Below are 16,397 nucleotides of genomic sequence, written 5' to 3'. Positions count from 1 at the left end.
GCGGGATGACACCGGAGGCGCGGGTGTTGCGCTGGAAGATGCCGCCGTACCCGGCGAGCGCGGAGACACCCTCCTGGATACGGGCGCCGGCCCCGTCGTTCAGCGACACCAGCGGGGCACCGGCCGAGATGGCCATGTCCATGATCTTGTGGATCTTCGTGGCGTGCGCCTCGCCCAGCGCCCCGCCGAAGATCCGGAAATCGTGCGCGTAGACGAAGACCGTACGGCCCTCGACCGTGCCCCAGCCGGTGATGACACCATCGGTGTACGGCTTCTTCACCTCCAGGCCGAACCCGGTCGCCCGGTGCCGGCGGAGCTGCTCGACCTCCTTGAACGAACCCGCGTCCAGCAACAGCTCGATGCGCTCACGGGCGGTCAGCTTCCCCTTGGCGTGCTGCGCCTCGGTCGCCCGAAGGCTGCCGCTCTCCGCCTCCCGCCGTATGCCGCGGAGTTCTTCCGCCCGGTCGTGCGGGGTCACGGTGCTCGACTCCATCAGTCACTCCCCCGCCTTCACGCGTTCGGCCCGGCGCTCAGCTGGATGGCCGCGTCCAGCACCACGGTTCCGTACTCCCGGCCCGGCTCGCGTGAGAGCCGGCCCACCGGGCCGGACAGCGAGAGGGCGGCGACCACTTGACCGCTCGGGCCGCGCACGGGAGCGGTCACGGTGGCGGTACCCGCCCCCCACTCGCCGACGCTCTGCGCCCAGCCCCTGCGGCGTACGCCCGCGAGCGTCGCCGCGGAGAACCGGGCCGTCCTGAGCGCCTCGTACAGCTGGACCGGTTCCTCCCAGGCGAGCAGCACCTGCGCCACGGAGCCCGCGGTCAGGGGAAACGCCGCGCCGGTGGCGATCCGCTGCGCCGGATCGGCGGACGCCTCGGCGCCCGCCAGGCAGACCTGCCGGTCGCCGTGGCGGCGGAACAGCCGGACGTCGGCCCTGACCCGGTCCCGGAGTTCGGGCAGGATCACGGCCGCCGAGGTCAGCATCCAGTCCCCGTGCGCCTCCACCGCCATCTCGCCCAGCCTCGGGCCGAGCACGAACCGGCCCCGGGTGTCCCGGGTGAGCAGGCGCAGATGCTCCAGCGCCATGGCCAGCCGGTGTGCCGTCGGCCGGGTCAGACCGGTGGTCGCCACGATCCGGCGCAGCGAGGCGGGCCCCGTCTCCAGCACGCTCAGCAGGAGCGATGCCTTGTCGAGCACGCCGACGCCGCTGTCGTGCCCCAGGTGGTACGGGGACAGGGAGGTGGTCATCGGGTCCCGGCCAGACGTTCCGAGACGGAGCGGATCAGCTCGTCCCGCTCCTGGACCAGGTAGAAGTGGCCGCCGGGCAGTACGCGCAGAGCGAACCCGGCCGGCCCGACGTCCGCCCACGCCGCCATGTCGTCGCGGGTGATGGACGGGTCCTGGTCGCCGATGTACGCGTAGACGGGGCAGCCGACCGGGTCGGCGCCGCGCGGGCCGTAGGTGCCTACGATCGTGAAGTCGGCGCGGATGGCAGGAAGCAGCATCTCCCGCAGGTCGGGGTCGTCCAGGAGGGTGTCGTCGGTGCCGCCGAGCCTGCGGACCTCGGCGATCAGAGCCTCGTCGCCCTGAAGGTGCAGCGGCCTGGGGGTGAGCTTGTGCGGTGCCTTGCGGCTCGACACGTGCAGCGCCTCGGGGCGGACGGCGTGGCGGTGTTCGAGCCGCAGCGCCGTCTCGTAGCCCAGCGACGCCCCCATGCTGTGCCCGAAGAGCGTCAACGGCAGGTCCGTGAACGGCAGCAGCGCCTCGGTCATCTCGTCCGCCAGCGCGTCCATGGTGTCGATGCACGGCTCGGCGAAGCGGTCGTGCCGGCCGGGATAACGGGCGACCAGGACCTCCGTGTCGTCGCCGAAGGCCCTTCCCCAGGTGTGGAAGAAACTCGCCGAACCACCGGCATGCGGCATGATCAGCACGCGCCTGCGCGGTACGGCGCTCGCGCCATATCTACGGAACCATCGGGTGTCGATACCGACTGTCATCTCTCCACACCTCGCGTCAACGGCGAACCAACCGTCCACCATCCCAGGGGAATCGCCTTCCCGCGACCTTTTTAGTCGTGCCTTTCATTCAACGGCAACGGGCGCTACAGGAAGATGCCGTCGATGCGAAATATTCGATACCGGCTTCCCCCTGCGATATTCAGCGGGGATTGGCGGGGAGCAGTCCCAGCTCCGCAATACGCACCCCTGCCTGGAAGCGTGAGGTCGCTCCCAGCAAGGACATGATCTCCGCGGTGTAGCGGCGATAGGTGCGGACCGACATGGACAGGTCCCGCGCGGACGCCTCGTCGGTGTTGCCCGACCTCAGCTGTTCCAGTATGCGCCGGGCCGTCTCGGTGCGGGCGGCGTCCCCGAAGTCGAGCTGGTCGGCGACCGCCACCGAATTGCGCCACACGCCGTCGAAGAGGGTGAGCAGGGGGGCCACGACGCCTTCGGACCTGATGAGGGAGGCTTTGCGGCCCACCATCGAGTCCGCGATCACGAGGGCTTCCCGGCCGTCGGCGACGACCGCGACGAAGAGCGGGATCCGCGCCACCCGGACCTCGATCCAGCGGCGTCGCGCCGCGTACTCCCGTACCAGTCGCGCGTCGAGTTTCGCCGGGGTGCAGAGCAGGCGTACGGCCACGTTTCCGCCGCGCGCCTCCAGCAGTTCGGTCATGGCGGTGAGCAGCGAGCCGGCGGACGCGGATTCGGAGGCGATGATGAGGTCGACGCGCTCCTCGGTGCCGGCTATCAGCTCGCAGGCCAGGCCGACCGCGTCCTCGCTTTCACCGACCGTATTGACCAGGGAATTTCCGTACTGCCGATCGCGGTGCCTGTCGACGGTGGTGTCGATGAGGGCACTGACCTGTCTGAGAGCCTGCCCGAACTCGTCCGAGGTGCCGGGATGTCCGCCCGGCTCTTCGTGTCTGTCATCATTCTGGCCCCGGACCGCAGATGCCGATTCCGGCACAGTACTCACCCCGTACGTGATCTCGGAAAACAAATGATTCGGGCAGGCTTCCCGCCCCGTGGGAGTCCCGGCCGGGGCTCAGTCCTCGGGGGTCAGCAGCCCCAGTTCCACCGCGCGCATTCCGGCCTGGAATCTGGAATTTGCCCCCAATTCCCGCATGATGTCCGCAACATGCCGCCGGTAAGTCCGCAGGGACACCTCGATCTCCCGCGCCCCGACGGCGTCGGTGGTGCCGTCACGCAGCCGGTCCAGGATGCGCCGTGCCACGTCCGAGCTCAGCCGCTCGTTCACCCTGAGGTGCTCGGACGGGGGGACGGCGCCGCCCCAGACGCCGGCGAAGAGGAGGTCCAGCGTCCGGGCGACGGCGGGGTCCTGGACGATCAGCACACAGTCGCCGTCCGTCTGGAGTTCGGCCCTGACCAGGGCGAACTGCCCGTCGGCGATGAGGACTTCCTCCAGGGGGCTGTGGGTGACCCTGGTTTCCAGGCGTCCCGTGCCCTTCTTCGCGGCACGGGTGAGCTGCGCGTTCAGTCCACGCGGGTTGCACAGCAGGCGGACGACCCGCTCGTGGCGGCCCGTGCGGCGGGTGAGCACCGGTTCGCCGAGCCGCGCCTGCTCGATGCTGCCCGGCAGGGTCAGATTGACACTGTGCCGAGCCCGGTCGAGCAGCACGTCGACCGCGTTCGCCACCGCCGCCTCGTCGTCGGGCAGGATGACCAGGGAATCGCTTCTGGGCGTCTGACGGTGAAGTGTCACCATCAGGTCGATCAGGGCGCGTGCGTGCAGCAACGCCCCTTCCACACCGTCTGCCGGCTCCTGCGTCCCCCGTTCCGGCGTGCCGGGTCTCCCCTGCATCACTAAGGTTTCCCGCGCGTCGCCCGTGGACATGGTCGACAAGTCAGCCCCTCCACCTGTGCTGGGGCGCGGCGCCGACTCCGCCTGCCGCACCTCAAACCTAGTCGTACAAAGTGTGATCGACCGATGGATTGAATCCAGGCGAACCCGTACTGACACGAAGTGCCATAACATCCCCATGTATTGACGCTCGGAACAATAACTGAGGACCCTGCCCTCCGGTGTCACCGGCCCTAAAGGGATCACCGTCGCGACCCTAGTTCGCGGGCCGACAACCGTCAAACATCAATGTACCCACCGTTCTTCTTCCGGGGCAGGCGAAGTAATCGGAGTAGTTAATTCCTAATTTATCTCGGCGCCTCGGGAGGCTGCTCCCGCTCCCGTCAAGGACCTTTGTGCAATAACTTCGACACGAGGTGCGGCCAGATGCACATAATCCTCCGTAATCAGGGCCACGGACCGGTCCAGCCGAGCGGCGTTGAAGAAGATCTCCTTGTGCACCAGCAGATCCGGATCGACCACCAGGTCGAGATCGGGGTGGAGAGCGAACGGCACGACGGATCCGCTGACGCTCCCCGCCAGCCGTTCGGCGATCTCCCGGGTCGCGAAGGACGACTCCGTCCCGGCGTAGAGCCGGTTGAGGCCGTCCAGGTCCAGGCGCCGGTCGCCCGGCACCACCGCGAGCACGTAGCGCCGCGCCCGCCGCCCCAACGCCACCCGGACCACGAGGCACTTGGCGGCCTGGGACAGATCGTGCCGGCGCAGCACGCTGGCCGGCTCCGTCCGCCCCTCCGGGGGATGGTCGATGATCCGGAAGCGCGCGCGGCCCTGCTCCAGCAGGTCCATCAGCCGGTCGTGGGTGGTCATCTCGCCGTCCGCTCGCTCTTCTCCAGCGACCAGCTGCGCGTCGCGTCGATCCGGGCCGCCGTGTCGTCCAGCACGGACTGCGCGACGGGTCCCGCCGTGTGCACCGCGGCCAGGATCTCCGCCCGGTCCGCGGCGCGGGCGACCTGCACCCCGGCGACGTCCTGCCCCGCCCTGCCCAGCACCTCGCCCACGGCACCGATCACCCCGGGGCGATCGGGGGCGCGGAGGAACGCCACATCGCCCTCCAGCGGGAGATCCACCTCGAACCCGCAGACGTCCACGAGCCGCTCCCGGCGCTGGAGTCCGGTCAGCGTGCCGGACACCCACACCGCCTCGCCGCTGGGCAGGACCCCGTGCACCGAGAGAAGGCTTCGGTGCTCCGGGTGGTCCCCGCCGGTCAGCAACTCGGTCGCCAGACCGCGTTCCTGGGCGATCAGGGGGGCGTTGACGTACGAGATGCCGCCTTCGACGACCGACCCGAGCGCGCCCTTGAGCGCCCCCAGCTCCAGGGCCGCGACGTCATGGCGGCCGATCTCCCCGCCCACCCGCACCTGGAGCAGTTCGGGGAGGCTGCCGGCGGTCGCCGTGAAGAGCCGCCCCAGCCGTTCGGCCAGCAGCAGCCACGGGGCGAGCTCGTCGTCCACCGTGCCCAGCCGGACGTTCACCGCCTCGGGGACGAACCGGCCGGCCAGCGCCTGCCGTACGGACTCGGCCACCGCCACGCCGGCGCGCTCCTGCGCCTCCGCGGTGCCCGCGCCCAGGTGCGGCGTGACGACCACGTTCTCCAGCTCGAACAGCGGTGACTCCGTGCACGGTTCGGTGGCGAAGACGTCCACGCCGGCCGCGGCCACCCGTCCTTCCTTGAGCGCGGCGTACAGCTCGGCCTCGTCCACGATCCCGCCACGGGCCGCGTTGACGATGCGCACGCCCGGCTTGACCCGGTGCAGCGCGTCGAAACCGATCAGCCCCTCGGTCTCCAGGGTCTTGGGCAGATGCACGGTGAGGAAGTCGGACTTTGTGAGGAGTTCGTCGAGCCCCACGATCTCGACGCCGGTCTGGGTGGCGTACGCGGGCGGCACATACGGGTCGTAGGCGATCACCCGCATGTCGAAGGCGGCCATCCGCCGGGCCACCAGCGATCCGATGCGGCCCAGGCCGACGATGCCGAGCACCTTGTCCGCGAGCTCGACGCCGGTGAACCGGCTGCGCTGCCACTGCCCCTTCCGGAGCGCCGCGTCGGCCTGCGGGATGTTCCTGGCGACGGCCAGCAGCAGTCCGACGGTGAGCTCGGCGGCGCTGACGATGTTGGAGGTGGGGGCGTTGACGACCATGACGCCCGCCCGGGAGGCGGCGGGGACGTCCACGTTGTCCAGCCCCACACCGGCCCGGCCGATCACCTTCAGCCGGGCTCCGGCCGCGATGGCCTCCGCGTCCAGCCGGGTGGCACTGCGCACCAGCACGGCGTCCGCCCCCGGCAGGGCCTCCAGCAGGGCGTCCCGGTCGGATCCCGTACAGCGCCGGATCTCGAAGTCCGATCCGAGCGCGTCGAGGGTGGCCGGCGAAAGTTCCTCGGCGATCAGTACAACTGGCTTGGGCACAGCAGGTCTCCTAACCTGACCGGGACGCGGAGGGGGAAGGGGTCAGCCGGCGCTGGTGACCAGGCGCGGCTCGTCGGCCGGCGGGGTCGGGGCGGTCACCGGCTCGCCCCAGGTCCCGGGCGCCCCGAAGTGCCGTTCCGTCCACTCCGGGTCGTACACCGAGTCGAGGTAGCGGTCCCCGAGGTCGGGGGAGAGCGCCACGGCGGTGAGCCGTTCGTCGCGCGGCCGGGCGGCGAGCCAGCGCAGTGCGCCGCTGACGACGGTCCCGGTGGAACCGCCGAACAGGAAGCCCTGCCGGGCCATGGCGTGGCAGCTGTCGAGCGTGTCCTGCTCCGGCACCATCACCACGTCGTCGACCAGGGACGTGTCCAGCAGCGCCGGCCTGACGCCCGCGCCGAGACCGGGGATGTGCCGGGGAAGCGCGGGGCCGCCGAAGGTCACCGACCCCACGCTGTCGACGGCCACGATGGTCACCGGCCGTTCCCGCTCGCGGAAGTAGCGCGCGCAGCCCATCAGGGTGCCGGTGGTGCCGGCCCCGACGAACAGCACGTCGATGTCCGGGAACTGGAGAGCGATGGACGGCCCCGTGCTCCGGTAGTGCGCGAGCCAGTTGTGCGGGTTCACGTACTGGTTGAGCCACACGTACCGGGGGTCGTACTGGCACAGCCGCTGTACGTAGTCGATGCGGGCGCCCAGCAGCCCGCGCTCCTTGTCGGGGCGCGAGATGATGTGGACCTGCGCCCCGAGCGACTCCATGAGCCGGCGGCTCGCCGGATTGCACCGGGAGTCCGTCACGCACAGGAACCCGTATCCCCGGTGGGCGGCGATCATGCTGAGCGCGACGCCGAGGTTGCCGGACGACGACTCGACCAGGACCGAACCCTGGGTGAGGGTCCCGGCGCGTTCGGCGGCGAGCACCATCTCCAGGGCGGCCTTCATCTTGATGGAACCTGCGAGGTTCAGGCCCTCGCACTTGAGGTAGAGCGGAACATCGAAAACGGGCTCGAGATCGACGAAGAGGTCGTCGACGTTGATCTCGTACGGGGCGGATATCACCGGCACTTCATCACCGCGATTCGTTGGGGGTGCTCGCTAGGCGCTGGTGCGTCCGTAGCGGTCGAGATCGTGGAAGAACCCGTCGATGACGCCGAGGCCGCCCGCGTCCTTCAGCCGGTCGTGGACGTACCGGCCGAGAGCGATGTCCAGGACGCCGAGGCCGAAGGGGGAGAAGACGACCGGCCGGTCCGTGGGGACCTCGACCGTGCCCTCCAGGACGTCGTAGAGGGTGCCGTCGATGAACTTGCGGCTGCCCATGAGCTGTTCGGTCAGATGCGGAGAGGTGTCGGCCTTGAGGCAGTGCTCCACGTCGTCCAGGAAGTTCGCCGACGCCAGCAGGATCTCGGGGGCCAGGTCCCGCAGGGACACGTTGAGCACCAGCGGGTTGTGCCCGAACCAGGCCGGGTTGTGCACGTGCGGTGCGCCGGCGACGGTGGCGAACACCACCAGGTCGCTCTCCCGGATCAGCTCCTCGGCGGTGCCGTGGACCACCACGGGCGCGTCGCCGGGACGGCCGCTGAGGTAGCCGGCGAACCCCTCGGCGTGCTCGGCGGACAGGTCGTGGATGCCGAGCTGGTCGAACTCCCAGTCGGTGGCCTCCAGATACTGGTGGATGTAGCGCGCGATCAGCCCGGTCCCGACGAAGCCGATCCGGCGGGGACGGCCCTGCGGGCTCAGCCGGTCGGCGGCGAGGACCGCCGACGCGGCGGTCCTGGACGCGCTGATGATGGAGCTCTCCAGGCAGGCGAAGGGGTAGCCCGTCGTGTGGTCGTTGAGGATCAGGACCGCGGAGGCGCGGGGGATCCCCGCCGCCACGTTCTCCGGGAAGCTGGAGATCCACTTCAGGCCGTCGGTGGCCTGCTCGCCTCCCACCGCTGCGGGCAGGGCGATGATGCGGGAGGTAGGCCGGTCGGGGAAGCGCAGGAAGTAGGAGGGCGGGTTCACGGAGTCGCCCCGGCCGTGCAGCCGGTACACCTCCTCGACCAGGTCGACGATCTGCTTCTCGTTGCCGGTGAGGACGTCGGCCACCTGCGCGCCGGTGATGACGGAGAACGGGGGAACAACGGGCTGAGGGGGCATGGCTGGCTCCATCCAGATGTGTGGTGTGCGTAGGGGCGGGCCGGGCGGCCGCTTCGCGGTCAGAAGGACGACGGGACCGTGACCGGGTCTCCGAGGACGACCGCGATCCGGCGGGTCCCCTCGTAGGCCTCCCGGCTGTGGGCCATCCGGAAGTTGTCCACGACCATCAGATCGCCCTCCCGCCAGGGCTCACGCAGCGTGTGCTTGTCGTAGACGGCGTTGATCGTCGTGACGGTGTCCTCGTCGAGGGGCGCGCCGGAGCCGTAACGGGTGTTGAACGGCAGTCCGTTGTCGCCGAACTCGAACTTCAGGTACTCCCGGATGACCGGGTCGAGCGTCCACTCGTTGAGGAAGGCGATCTGGTTGAACCAGCCGCGACGGCCGGAGACCGGGTGGCTCAGGACGGCGGGCGCCTTCTGTCCGGAGCGGAGGTCGCCGTTGGCCTGCCAGGTCAGCTCGATACCGCGGGTCGCGCAGTACGCCTCGACCCCGGCGCGGGTGCCGTCGCCGAAGGACTCCGCCAGCCCGACCCCCACCGTGTCGGTGTAGTTGCGGTCGAGCAGCCAGCCCTCCCGCTCGAACCGGTCCACCAGGCTCGGCGGCAGGGCCTCCAGCACCTCGTGGGCGTCGGCCACGCCCGTCGCGCCGCCCGATTCGGGTGCGGCGAGGCAGGCGAAGAGCAGCGTGGCGGGGACCTGACGCGCATAGCTCAGCTCGTGGTGCATGCACATCGGCTGGTCGGCCGGCCACTCCGACGAGGAGTACACGCCGTCCGCCCACACCTCCCTCGTCGCGAAGCCCTCGCGCTCCGTCATCACCTGGTCCACGAGCTCCCGGCTCACCCGGCCGACGCTCTGCGCGTCGCGCAGGTCCAGCCCCCGTACCAGCAGCGCCCCGTGTTCGGCCACGGCGGCGCGCACGGCGTCGCGGTTCCCGGCGGCCCAGGCGGCGGGATCGGCCGGGGCCGGGCCGTCGAGGGTGAGCACGGCCGGGCGGCCGTCGGTCTTCGCCACCTCGAACGGCTCCGCCTGTGTCGTCTGCGATGTCACAACCATGGTGCGCGTCCTCAGTTCGTCGTCCTGGCGTCCACAAGTCCCGCGAGCTCGGCGAGCCCGGGGTTCTGGAGCACATCGCGCAGGGTGAACGCGCGCTCCATCCGTACGACCAGCTGCACCGCCGAGAGCGACGTGCCGCCCTGCTCGAAGAAGCTGTCGCCGCGCCCGATCGTGTCGACGGGCACGCGCAGTACCGACGCCCACGCCTCGGCGAGACGCCGCTCGGTGGCGGTACGGGGCTCCTCCCGCTCGCCGTCCGGTCCGCCGAGACCGGCGGCCAGCACGGTGAGCGCCCGCTTGTCGGTCTTGCCGTTGGGGGTCAGGGGCAGCGCGTCCAGCCGGGCGATGCGGCGCGGCACCATGTACTCCGGCAGCGTCCGCCGGAGCCCCGCGCGCAGCACCTCGACGGGCTCGGACGAGCCCGCCTGGAAGCCGACCAGATGGCGCCCCTCGTCGGCGCTCTCCACGACCACGACGGCGCCGTCGCGCACGCCGGGCAGCCTGAGCAGCTGGTTCTCGATCTCGCCGATCTCGATGCGGAATCCGCGAATCTTGACCTGGGCGTCCCGCCGGCCCAGGAATTCGAGCTTGCCCTCCGGGAGCCAGCGCCCGAAGTCGCCGGAGCGGTACAGCCGGCTGCCCGGACGGTGGGGGTCGTCGCCGAAGGCCAGGGCGGTCCGCTCCGGGTCGTTGACGTATCCGCGGCCGACGCACACTCCGGAGAAGGCGATCTCCCCCGGCGCGCCGAGCGGCACGGGCCGCAGGTTCTCGTCCACGACGTAGACGGTCACATTGCGCACCGGGGCGCCCAGCGGGACCGAGTCCCGCTCCGGGACGTCCGTCATCACCTCGTGGTTGGTGTCGTCCGATGTCTCGGTGAGCCCGTAGGCGTTCATCAGGCCGATGTGGGGGAAGCGCGCGAACCACCGGACGGTGAGTTCCTTCTTGAGCGCCTCCCCCGTGACGGACACGCACCGCAGCGCGGGCAGTTCCCGGGGGCGCTCGTCCAGCCGCGCGAGCACGACCTCCAGATACGAGGGAACCGCCTGGAGGACCGCGACCTCGCCCTGCTCGATCGTGTCGAGGTACCGGTCGACGTCGAGGATCGCGTCCTGCTCGACGATCAGCGTGCGCCCGCCCACGACCAGCGCGGCGACCAGCTGCCACAGCGAGATGTCGAAGGACTGCGGCGCGGTCTGCGCCACCACCTGTCCCTCGGCGATGCCCTGGTCCTCGATCTTGGCGTACAGGTGGTTGACGAATCCGGCGTGCTCGCACATCGCGCCCTTGGGTTCGCCGGTGGAACCCGAGGTGAAGTACAGGTAGGCGAGCTGGTCGGGCCCGACCGGCACGGCCGGATCGTGGTCGGGGCGGCCCTCGCCGTACGCGGCGGTGACCGTCAGCAGTTCCAGGCCGGGCTCAGCCGCCTCCTGGAGGTGCCCGGGGCCGCCGTCCTCGGTGAGCACGAGCCGGCAGCCGCTGCGGGCGAGTGTCCTGGCCATGCGGTCGGCGGGGGCGTGCGGTTCGATCGGCAGGTAGGCCGCGCCCGCCTTGAAGACGGCGATGACCGAGGCCAGCCAGTCCAGGTTGCGTTCGGTGACCACGGCCACCACCGCCTCATGACCGAGGTCGCGGGCGAGCAGCGCGTGCGCGATCCGGTTGGCGTACGCGTTGAGTTCGCCGTACGTCCAGTCCTTGCCGGCGTGGCTCGCGGCGGTCTCGGTGGGGCGGGCCGCGGCCTGCTCCTCGAACAGTTCGTGGAACCGGCGGTCGGGCAGCTCGACGGCCGGACCGGCGAGACCGTCGAGCTGGTGGCGCAGTTCGGCCTCGCCCAGCAGCCCGCGACGGCGGCTGGGAGCGTCGGGTTCGGACACCAGCTGGTCGAGCGCGGCCCGGTAGTAGCCGGCGATCCTCGACGCGGCCTCGGTGTCCAGGACGTCGGTGCGGTAGCGCAGAAGGAGCGCGGGGCCCTCGTTCCCGTACCGCAGCGCGGTGGTCAGCACCACGGCGGGATCCTCCGGGGCCGGGTGCGCGCCTTCCGGGTCGCCGAGGTCCAGCACGGTCTCGAAGGCGCCTTCGACGGGCCGGTCCGCGCTGCGGTGTGAAGCCGTCAGCAGCTCGCGCCAGGACTCGGTGTCCACCTCCAGCGAGCGGGCCCGCGGGGCTTCGGGGGCGGTGCCGTCCGCCCGGGGCGGTACGTACCCGGTCACCAGGGCGCGTTCGCCGCTGAGCGCGGACAGCACCACGGTGTGGGCGGCGAGGAGGGCCGCCTCCCATCCGGTGGCCGAACGCCGCCCGAGCAGCCGGATCCGCGCGGCCAGCCGGACCGGAAGGGCGCGGGACAGCTCGGCCGTGCCCGCCGGTGCGGCGGCCTGGGGCCGTGCCCAGCGCGGGATCAGCCGCTCGGGTGCTCCAGTGATGGTCATCGTTCCTCCAGTCAGGCGGGCTTCGCGGTCGCGGGCACGGGGAACGGCGCGTCGGTCTCGCCGTCCCAGGTGTCGCCGCGTACGGCCGCGACGAAGGCCGAGACCCGTTCGGCGCCCCAGAACCCCTCGCGTCCGTTCACGAAGAACGGCACACCGAAGGCGTCGTCGTGATAGGCGGAGACCAGGCACTCCACGCCCTTGGCCCGCAGCCCCGCGTCGTCCACCGAGTCGGCGACGGCCGGGTCGAGTCCCAGCTCCTCGGCGATGTCGGCGATGGTCTGCCGTTCCGCCAGGTCCCGCCCCTGGTTCCAGCGGGCCCGGTAGGCCAGCGCCACGAACTCCTTGCCCCGGCCGGCCTCCGCGGCGGCCAGGTAGGCCAGGTGGGAGACCTCCCAGTGCGGGGCCCGGTCCACCGGCCAGGTCACCGTCCAGCCGCGGGCGTGGGCCCAGCGGCGGGCGTCCCGCAGGATGTAGAAGTTCTTGGCCCGGTGCATCGGCATGACCGGCAGCGTGACTCCGGCTTCGGCGAGCAGCCGGGTCGACTCCTCGTCGGGCTCCCAGTACGGGATCCACTCGATGGTGTCCAGGACGTCGGGGTAGCGCTCGGCCAGGTCGCGGTAGGCGAACCACGAGTACGGGCTGCGGAGCGAGAAGTACCAGCGGGGATGCTTCTTCCGGCGGCTCACAGGGATATACCGCCGTCGATCTGGAAGACGGACCCGGTGATGTAGCTCGCCCGGTCCCCGGCCAGGAAGGCGACGAGTTCGGCGACCTCCTCGGGGGTGCCCATGCGTCCCAGGGAGACCCCGGCCAGCGCCTCGTCCCGGGCGCGCTCCGAGACGGCCGCGACCATGTCGGTGTCGACGAAGCCGGGCGCGACCACGTTGACGCGGATGCCGTAGCGGCCGACCTCCTTGGCCAGGGACCGGGAGAAGCCGATGATCCCCGCCTTGGACGCCGCGTAGTTGGTCTGGGTGGCGTTGCCGTAGACCCCGGCCACGGAGGAGATGTTGACCAGGCTTCCGGCGCGGCGCTTCATCATGCCGAACGCGACCGCGCGGCAGACGTTGAAGGAGCCGTCGAGGTTGGTGGAGAGGACCGAACGCCAGTCGTCGTCGGACATCAGGACCATGGCCTTGTCGCGGGTGATGCCCGCCGAGGGGACCGCGACCGCGATCGGCCCGAGTTCCTTCTCCGTCTCACGCACCCACTCGGTCACGGCTTCGGCGTCGCTCACGTCCACCCGGCGGTGCAGGGTGTCGGCGCCCAGCGCCTCGGCCTCCTTGGCGAGGATGTCCGCCGCCTCCTGCTGGGAGTGGTAGCAGAAGCTGACGTCGTATCCGTCGGCCGCCAGTTTCAGCACCACGGCACGTCCGATGCCTCGTGATCCTCCACTGACCAGGGCCACGGGCCTGTTGTCGGTCATGCGGTCGCCTCTCTGTCTCGTCCGGCGGGCGGGCGGACGGGTTCATCGGTTGTGAGCACTTCGCCGGGCCGGAACGCCATGACCATCCGGGACACGGTCATCACCGTGTCCGCGCCCCGGTGGCTGGACCCCTCGAAGATCACGGAGTCGCCCAGGGAGCGGGACACCCGGACCCGGTGCTCGATCACATCGCCCGGCAGGACCGGCAGATGGAACTGCGCGTCGGCCACCGAGCCGAAGAGCATGACCTGGCCGTCGGGGGCCGGGGCGGTCGCCGAGGCCAGCAGTCCCGCGGACTGTCCCCAGGACTCGATGAGCAGGGCCGGCGGATAGTCGAGCGGGGCGTCGGCCGCGAGGCCCTCGTACCAGGGCTCGTTGAGGGTGATCGCCTTGACCGCGCGGATGCTCGTTCCGCGCACCAGTTCCTCGACGCGGTCCACCAGCAGCATCGGGTAGCGGTGCGGCAGGAGGTCGGTGACCCGGGGCAGCGGCGGCGCGTCGAAGGCCGCCTGTACGGCCGCGCTCATGACGCGCCTCCACGGGTCCGGTAGCGCAGTCGGACCGTGGCCGACTTCCCGCGCGCCGTGGCGGTGGTGGCGTCGCAGCGCAGACCGTGCTCGGTGCGCCGCCAGCGCAGCGTGATGTCCAGGGTGTCGCCGGGGAGCACGGCTCCGGAGAACCGGGCCGACTCGACGGCTGCCAGGTCGGCGGGGGCCGGTGCGCCGTCCCCGTCGGTGGCGGCGCGGTGCACGCACTCCAGCAGGCAGACTCCGGGAAAGATCGCGAAGTGGGGGTAGTGGCCCGCGAAGACGGGTTCCGTCGCCGCGATGCCGGCCCGGGCGGCCGTCACGCGGCCGTCCTCGTCGCGGTCCAGCACCTCGATGCCGGCCCGGACGGGGCCGGCCGGGCGGCCGGTAGCGGTCGGTGTCATGCGCCCACCAGCCTCAGTACGGCGCAGACCAGCGAGCCGTCACGGTCCGCGGACGTCACCAGGGCGATCCGCCCGGCGGACTCGGGCCGGGCGTCCGCGGTGGCCAGGAGCATGGTGATCTGGAAGGACGCCGAGGCGGAGGAGACGTCGCCGAGCCGGCTGACGGCCGGGACCCGCGTCGTCGCCTCGGAGCCGCACAGCTCCGTCAGCACATCGCGCTCCACCTGGCCGAGGCGGCCGGGCGCTTCGCCGGGCACGGCCGCCCAGACCTCTTCGGGCCGCACGTCGGAGGCGTCGAGCGCCGCCCGTACACAGGCCTCCAGCGCGCCCCGTGCCTGGTTGCCGACGGCGACCCGGGAGCGCACCGCGAGGATCTCGGCCAGCGCGGGCCGCTCCTGGCCGATGCTCCCGGCCGGCTGGATGAGCAGCACGGCCGCGCCCTCGCCGAGCGGGACGTCGGGGGCCTCGGCTCCGCGGCTGTGCCGCTCCAGCCAGTACCGGGCGGCCGAGAACTCCTCGGCGGCGCCGCACAGCACGGTGTCGGCGCGACCCGAGGAGAGCAGCCGGGTGGCGTAGTTGACCGACAGCAGGCCGGCCGCGCGGCCACCGGCGAGCGTGGTGTTGGGCCCCTTGATGCCGAACCAGATCGCGCACTGCCCGGCCGCGCAGTTCATCACCGCGTTGGGCATGACGGCGGGGTCGACGTCGTAGGGGCGCGCGCCCTCCAGCGAGCTGCGGGTGAAGTCCATCATGCTCGCCGCGCTGCCCGTGGTCGTGGCCAGCACCAGGGCGGCACGGTCACCGGTCTCCGTCTCCCGTACGGAACCGGGCTGGCGCAGGAGCCCGCCGACGGCGCTCACGGCGAGGCCGGTGACCCGGTCCATGGACCGGGTGCCCTTCTTGCCCAGCACCTCCCGGGTCTCGAAGCCGGGCACGAGGTGGGCCCGGCCGGCCGGGACCCGCCATCGCCCGGTGTCCAGCGGCGCGCCGGTGGACCTCTGGGCGCGCAACCCGTCGACCAGCGCTTCGGCGCCGATGCCGTGGGGGGAGACCGCGGACCACCCGGTGATCACCGGGCGGCGGTTCTGGAGCGCCGTACTCATGCCGAGACCTTCCGGGGGGTGCTGAGCGCGGCGACGGCCGCGTCGTCCAGCGTCGCCATCTCCCACACGTTGGGCCGGGTCTCCTGGAGGTAGCCGTGGGTGATCGTGCCCGTGGCCGTCTTCACCAGCTGGTCGCCGCGGAGCACGTAGCAGTCCATGCGGCAGGTGTAGAGGAGGCTCTTGAAGACGTTCTCCACGGTGTAGACCGTGTAGAGCTCCTCCTCCATCAGCGACTCGTCCAGCAGCTCGATCCGCGACTGGGTGACGACGGGGATCCAGCCGCGGGTGTCGAGGACCTCCTTGATCGGCAGTCCGCGGTCGGCCAGGAAGAGGTCTTCCACCTCCTCCATCACCCGCAGGAAGCCGGACATCTGCATGCGCTCGTTGAAGTGGCAGTAGAAGTACGGGATCCGGTAGCGCCAGCCGAACGCGTTGTCCTCGCCGATGAGTTCGGTGAGGACCGGGTCGGGGCCGGTGGTGCCGCGGCCGCGCGAGAGACTGCCGTACGGCTCGGGGACGGCCTCGGTCTTCCTCTGCTCGCCGACGCCCAGACGCTCGGTGGTGAACCGGGCGAGGCCCGCCGGCAGCGGTTCGCTCGCCGTGATGTGGCTGTCGACGCGCAGGGCGACCCGGACGGTCGAGCCGGCGCACTTGACCCGCTTGCCCTCCCGTTCGACGAACAGGCCGACGGTGAAGCCGAGCCGGTCCTCGCCGTCCTTGGTGACGGGCGTGACGACCGCCTCCACCTCGTCGTCGACGGCCAGCAGCGCGCCCAGGCGCGAGCGGAGGTCCACGAGGTCGAAGCCGAGGCCGAAGCGCTGGTAGAGCTCCCCGACGGGCAGGCCGGCGGCCCGGAAGTGGTGCAGCACCGCGGCTTCGGCGAGGTAGTTGATCTGCTTGAAGCCGATGGCGTAGCTGATGTTGTTGCCTTCGAACAGCGGGCGCAGACGCACCGTGCTCGAGGTGTCCAGCAGCGCCGCCACAGTGGGATCGGGCGTCGGGCCCATCACGGACTCCTTCGTATGAGGAT

The 16,397-nt window shown here is 71.3% G+C and carries 17 protein-coding genes; all 17 read right to left on the bottom strand.

Features of this window, described 5'->3' with window-relative positions:
* Positions 1-493, bottom strand: a 493-nt coding sequence (locus IE145_RS23780; RefSeq protein WP_308427834.1) for a carboxyl transferase domain-containing protein, incomplete at its 3' end; no start/stop codon positions are given.
* A gap of 17 nt (positions 494-510) precedes the next feature.
* A complete protein-coding gene (locus IE145_RS23775) occupies positions 511-1,221 on the bottom strand; it encodes an IclR family transcriptional regulator (RefSeq protein ID WP_189527483.1) in 711 nt (236 codons plus the stop codon).
* A 23-nt stretch (positions 1,222-1,244) separates the two neighbouring features.
* Positions 1,245-1,997 (bottom strand): thioesterase II family protein, encoded by a 753-nt coding sequence (locus IE145_RS23770; protein ID WP_189527479.1) that lies wholly within the window; start codon positions 1,995-1,997, stop codon positions 1,245-1,247.
* 160 nt (positions 1,998-2,157) lie between these two features.
* Positions 2,158-2,979: a TrmB family transcriptional regulator sugar-binding domain-containing protein gene (locus tag IE145_RS23765; protein WP_189527478.1), complete on the bottom strand. Its 822-nt coding sequence runs from the start codon at positions 2,977-2,979 to the stop codon at positions 2,158-2,160.
* Between the two features lie 69 nt (positions 2,980-3,048).
* On the bottom strand, positions 3,049-3,759 hold the full coding sequence (locus IE145_RS23760; protein WP_189527477.1) for a helix-turn-helix domain-containing protein: 711 nt from the start codon (positions 3,757-3,759) through the stop codon (positions 3,049-3,051).
* Positions 3,760-4,167: 408 nt separating this feature from the next.
* A complete protein-coding gene (locus IE145_RS23755; RefSeq protein WP_189527476.1) occupies positions 4,168-4,692 on the bottom strand; it encodes a YbaK/EbsC family protein in 525 nt (174 codons plus the stop codon).
* The gene (gene serA, locus IE145_RS23750; RefSeq protein WP_189527475.1) at positions 4,689-6,290 is read right to left on the bottom strand and encodes a phosphoglycerate dehydrogenase; all 1,602 of its coding nucleotides are present in this window, start codon (positions 6,288-6,290) and stop codon (positions 4,689-4,691) included. Before serA ends, IE145_RS23755 begins: the two co-directional genes overlap by 4 nt.
* A gap of 42 nt (positions 6,291-6,332) precedes the next feature.
* On the bottom strand, positions 6,333-7,352 hold the full coding sequence (sbnA, locus tag IE145_RS23745) for a 2,3-diaminopropionate biosynthesis protein SbnA (protein ID WP_189527474.1): 1,020 nt from the start codon (positions 7,350-7,352) through the stop codon (positions 6,333-6,335).
* A 30-nt stretch (positions 7,353-7,382) separates the two neighbouring features.
* Positions 7,383-8,426: a 2,3-diaminopropionate biosynthesis protein SbnB gene (sbnB, locus tag IE145_RS23740; protein ID WP_189527473.1), complete on the bottom strand. Its 1,044-nt coding sequence runs from the start codon at positions 8,424-8,426 to the stop codon at positions 7,383-7,385.
* 59 nt (positions 8,427-8,485) lie between these two features.
* Positions 8,486-9,481 carry a TauD/TfdA family dioxygenase gene (locus IE145_RS33470; protein WP_229825768.1) on the bottom strand — a complete coding sequence of 332 codons (996 nt, stop codon included), beginning with the start codon at positions 9,479-9,481 and terminating at the stop codon, positions 8,486-8,488.
* Positions 9,482-9,492: 11 nt separating this feature from the next.
* The gene (locus IE145_RS23735) at positions 9,493-11,907 is read right to left on the bottom strand and encodes a non-ribosomal peptide synthetase (RefSeq protein ID WP_229825766.1); all 2,415 of its coding nucleotides are present in this window, start codon (positions 11,905-11,907) and stop codon (positions 9,493-9,495) included.
* An 11-nt stretch (positions 11,908-11,918) separates the two neighbouring features.
* Positions 11,919-12,593 (bottom strand): 2-hydroxychromene-2-carboxylate isomerase, encoded by a 675-nt coding sequence (locus IE145_RS23730; RefSeq protein ID WP_189527472.1) that lies wholly within the window; start codon positions 12,591-12,593, stop codon positions 11,919-11,921.
* A complete protein-coding gene (gene fabG, locus IE145_RS23725) occupies positions 12,590-13,333 on the bottom strand; it encodes a 3-oxoacyl-[acyl-carrier-protein] reductase (protein ID WP_189527471.1) in 744 nt (247 codons plus the stop codon). Before fabG ends, IE145_RS23730 begins: the two co-directional genes overlap by 4 nt.
* Positions 13,330-13,860, bottom strand: a complete 531-nt coding sequence (locus IE145_RS23720) for a 3-hydroxyacyl-ACP dehydratase FabZ family protein (protein WP_189527470.1) — start codon at positions 13,858-13,860, stop codon at positions 13,330-13,332. The genes fabG and IE145_RS23720 overlap by 4 nt, the downstream gene beginning before the upstream one ends.
* Positions 13,857-14,264, bottom strand: a complete 408-nt coding sequence (locus tag IE145_RS23715; RefSeq protein WP_189527469.1) for a 3-hydroxyacyl-ACP dehydratase FabZ family protein — start codon at positions 14,262-14,264, stop codon at positions 13,857-13,859. The genes IE145_RS23720 and IE145_RS23715 overlap by 4 nt, the downstream gene beginning before the upstream one ends.
* Positions 14,261-15,367 carry a beta-ketoacyl synthase N-terminal-like domain-containing protein gene (locus IE145_RS23710; RefSeq protein ID WP_189527468.1) on the bottom strand — a complete coding sequence of 369 codons (1,107 nt, stop codon included), beginning with the start codon at positions 15,365-15,367 and terminating at the stop codon, positions 14,261-14,263. Before IE145_RS23710 ends, IE145_RS23715 begins: the two co-directional genes overlap by 4 nt.
* Positions 15,364-16,374, bottom strand: coding sequence for a hotdog family protein (locus tag IE145_RS23705; protein WP_189527467.1), 1,011 nt, complete (start codon positions 16,372-16,374; stop codon positions 15,364-15,366). The genes IE145_RS23710 and IE145_RS23705 overlap by 4 nt, the downstream gene beginning before the upstream one ends.
* Between the last annotated feature and the right edge of the window lie 23 nt (positions 16,375-16,397).

Source organism: Streptomyces sindenensis (assembly GCF_014649035.1).
GTDB classification, from domain to species: domain Bacteria; phylum Actinomycetota; class Actinomycetes; order Streptomycetales; family Streptomycetaceae; genus Streptomyces; species Streptomyces sindenensis.
Note: the sequence above shows the minus strand (reverse complement) of the source record. Positions and strands in the feature narration are given on the sequence as shown.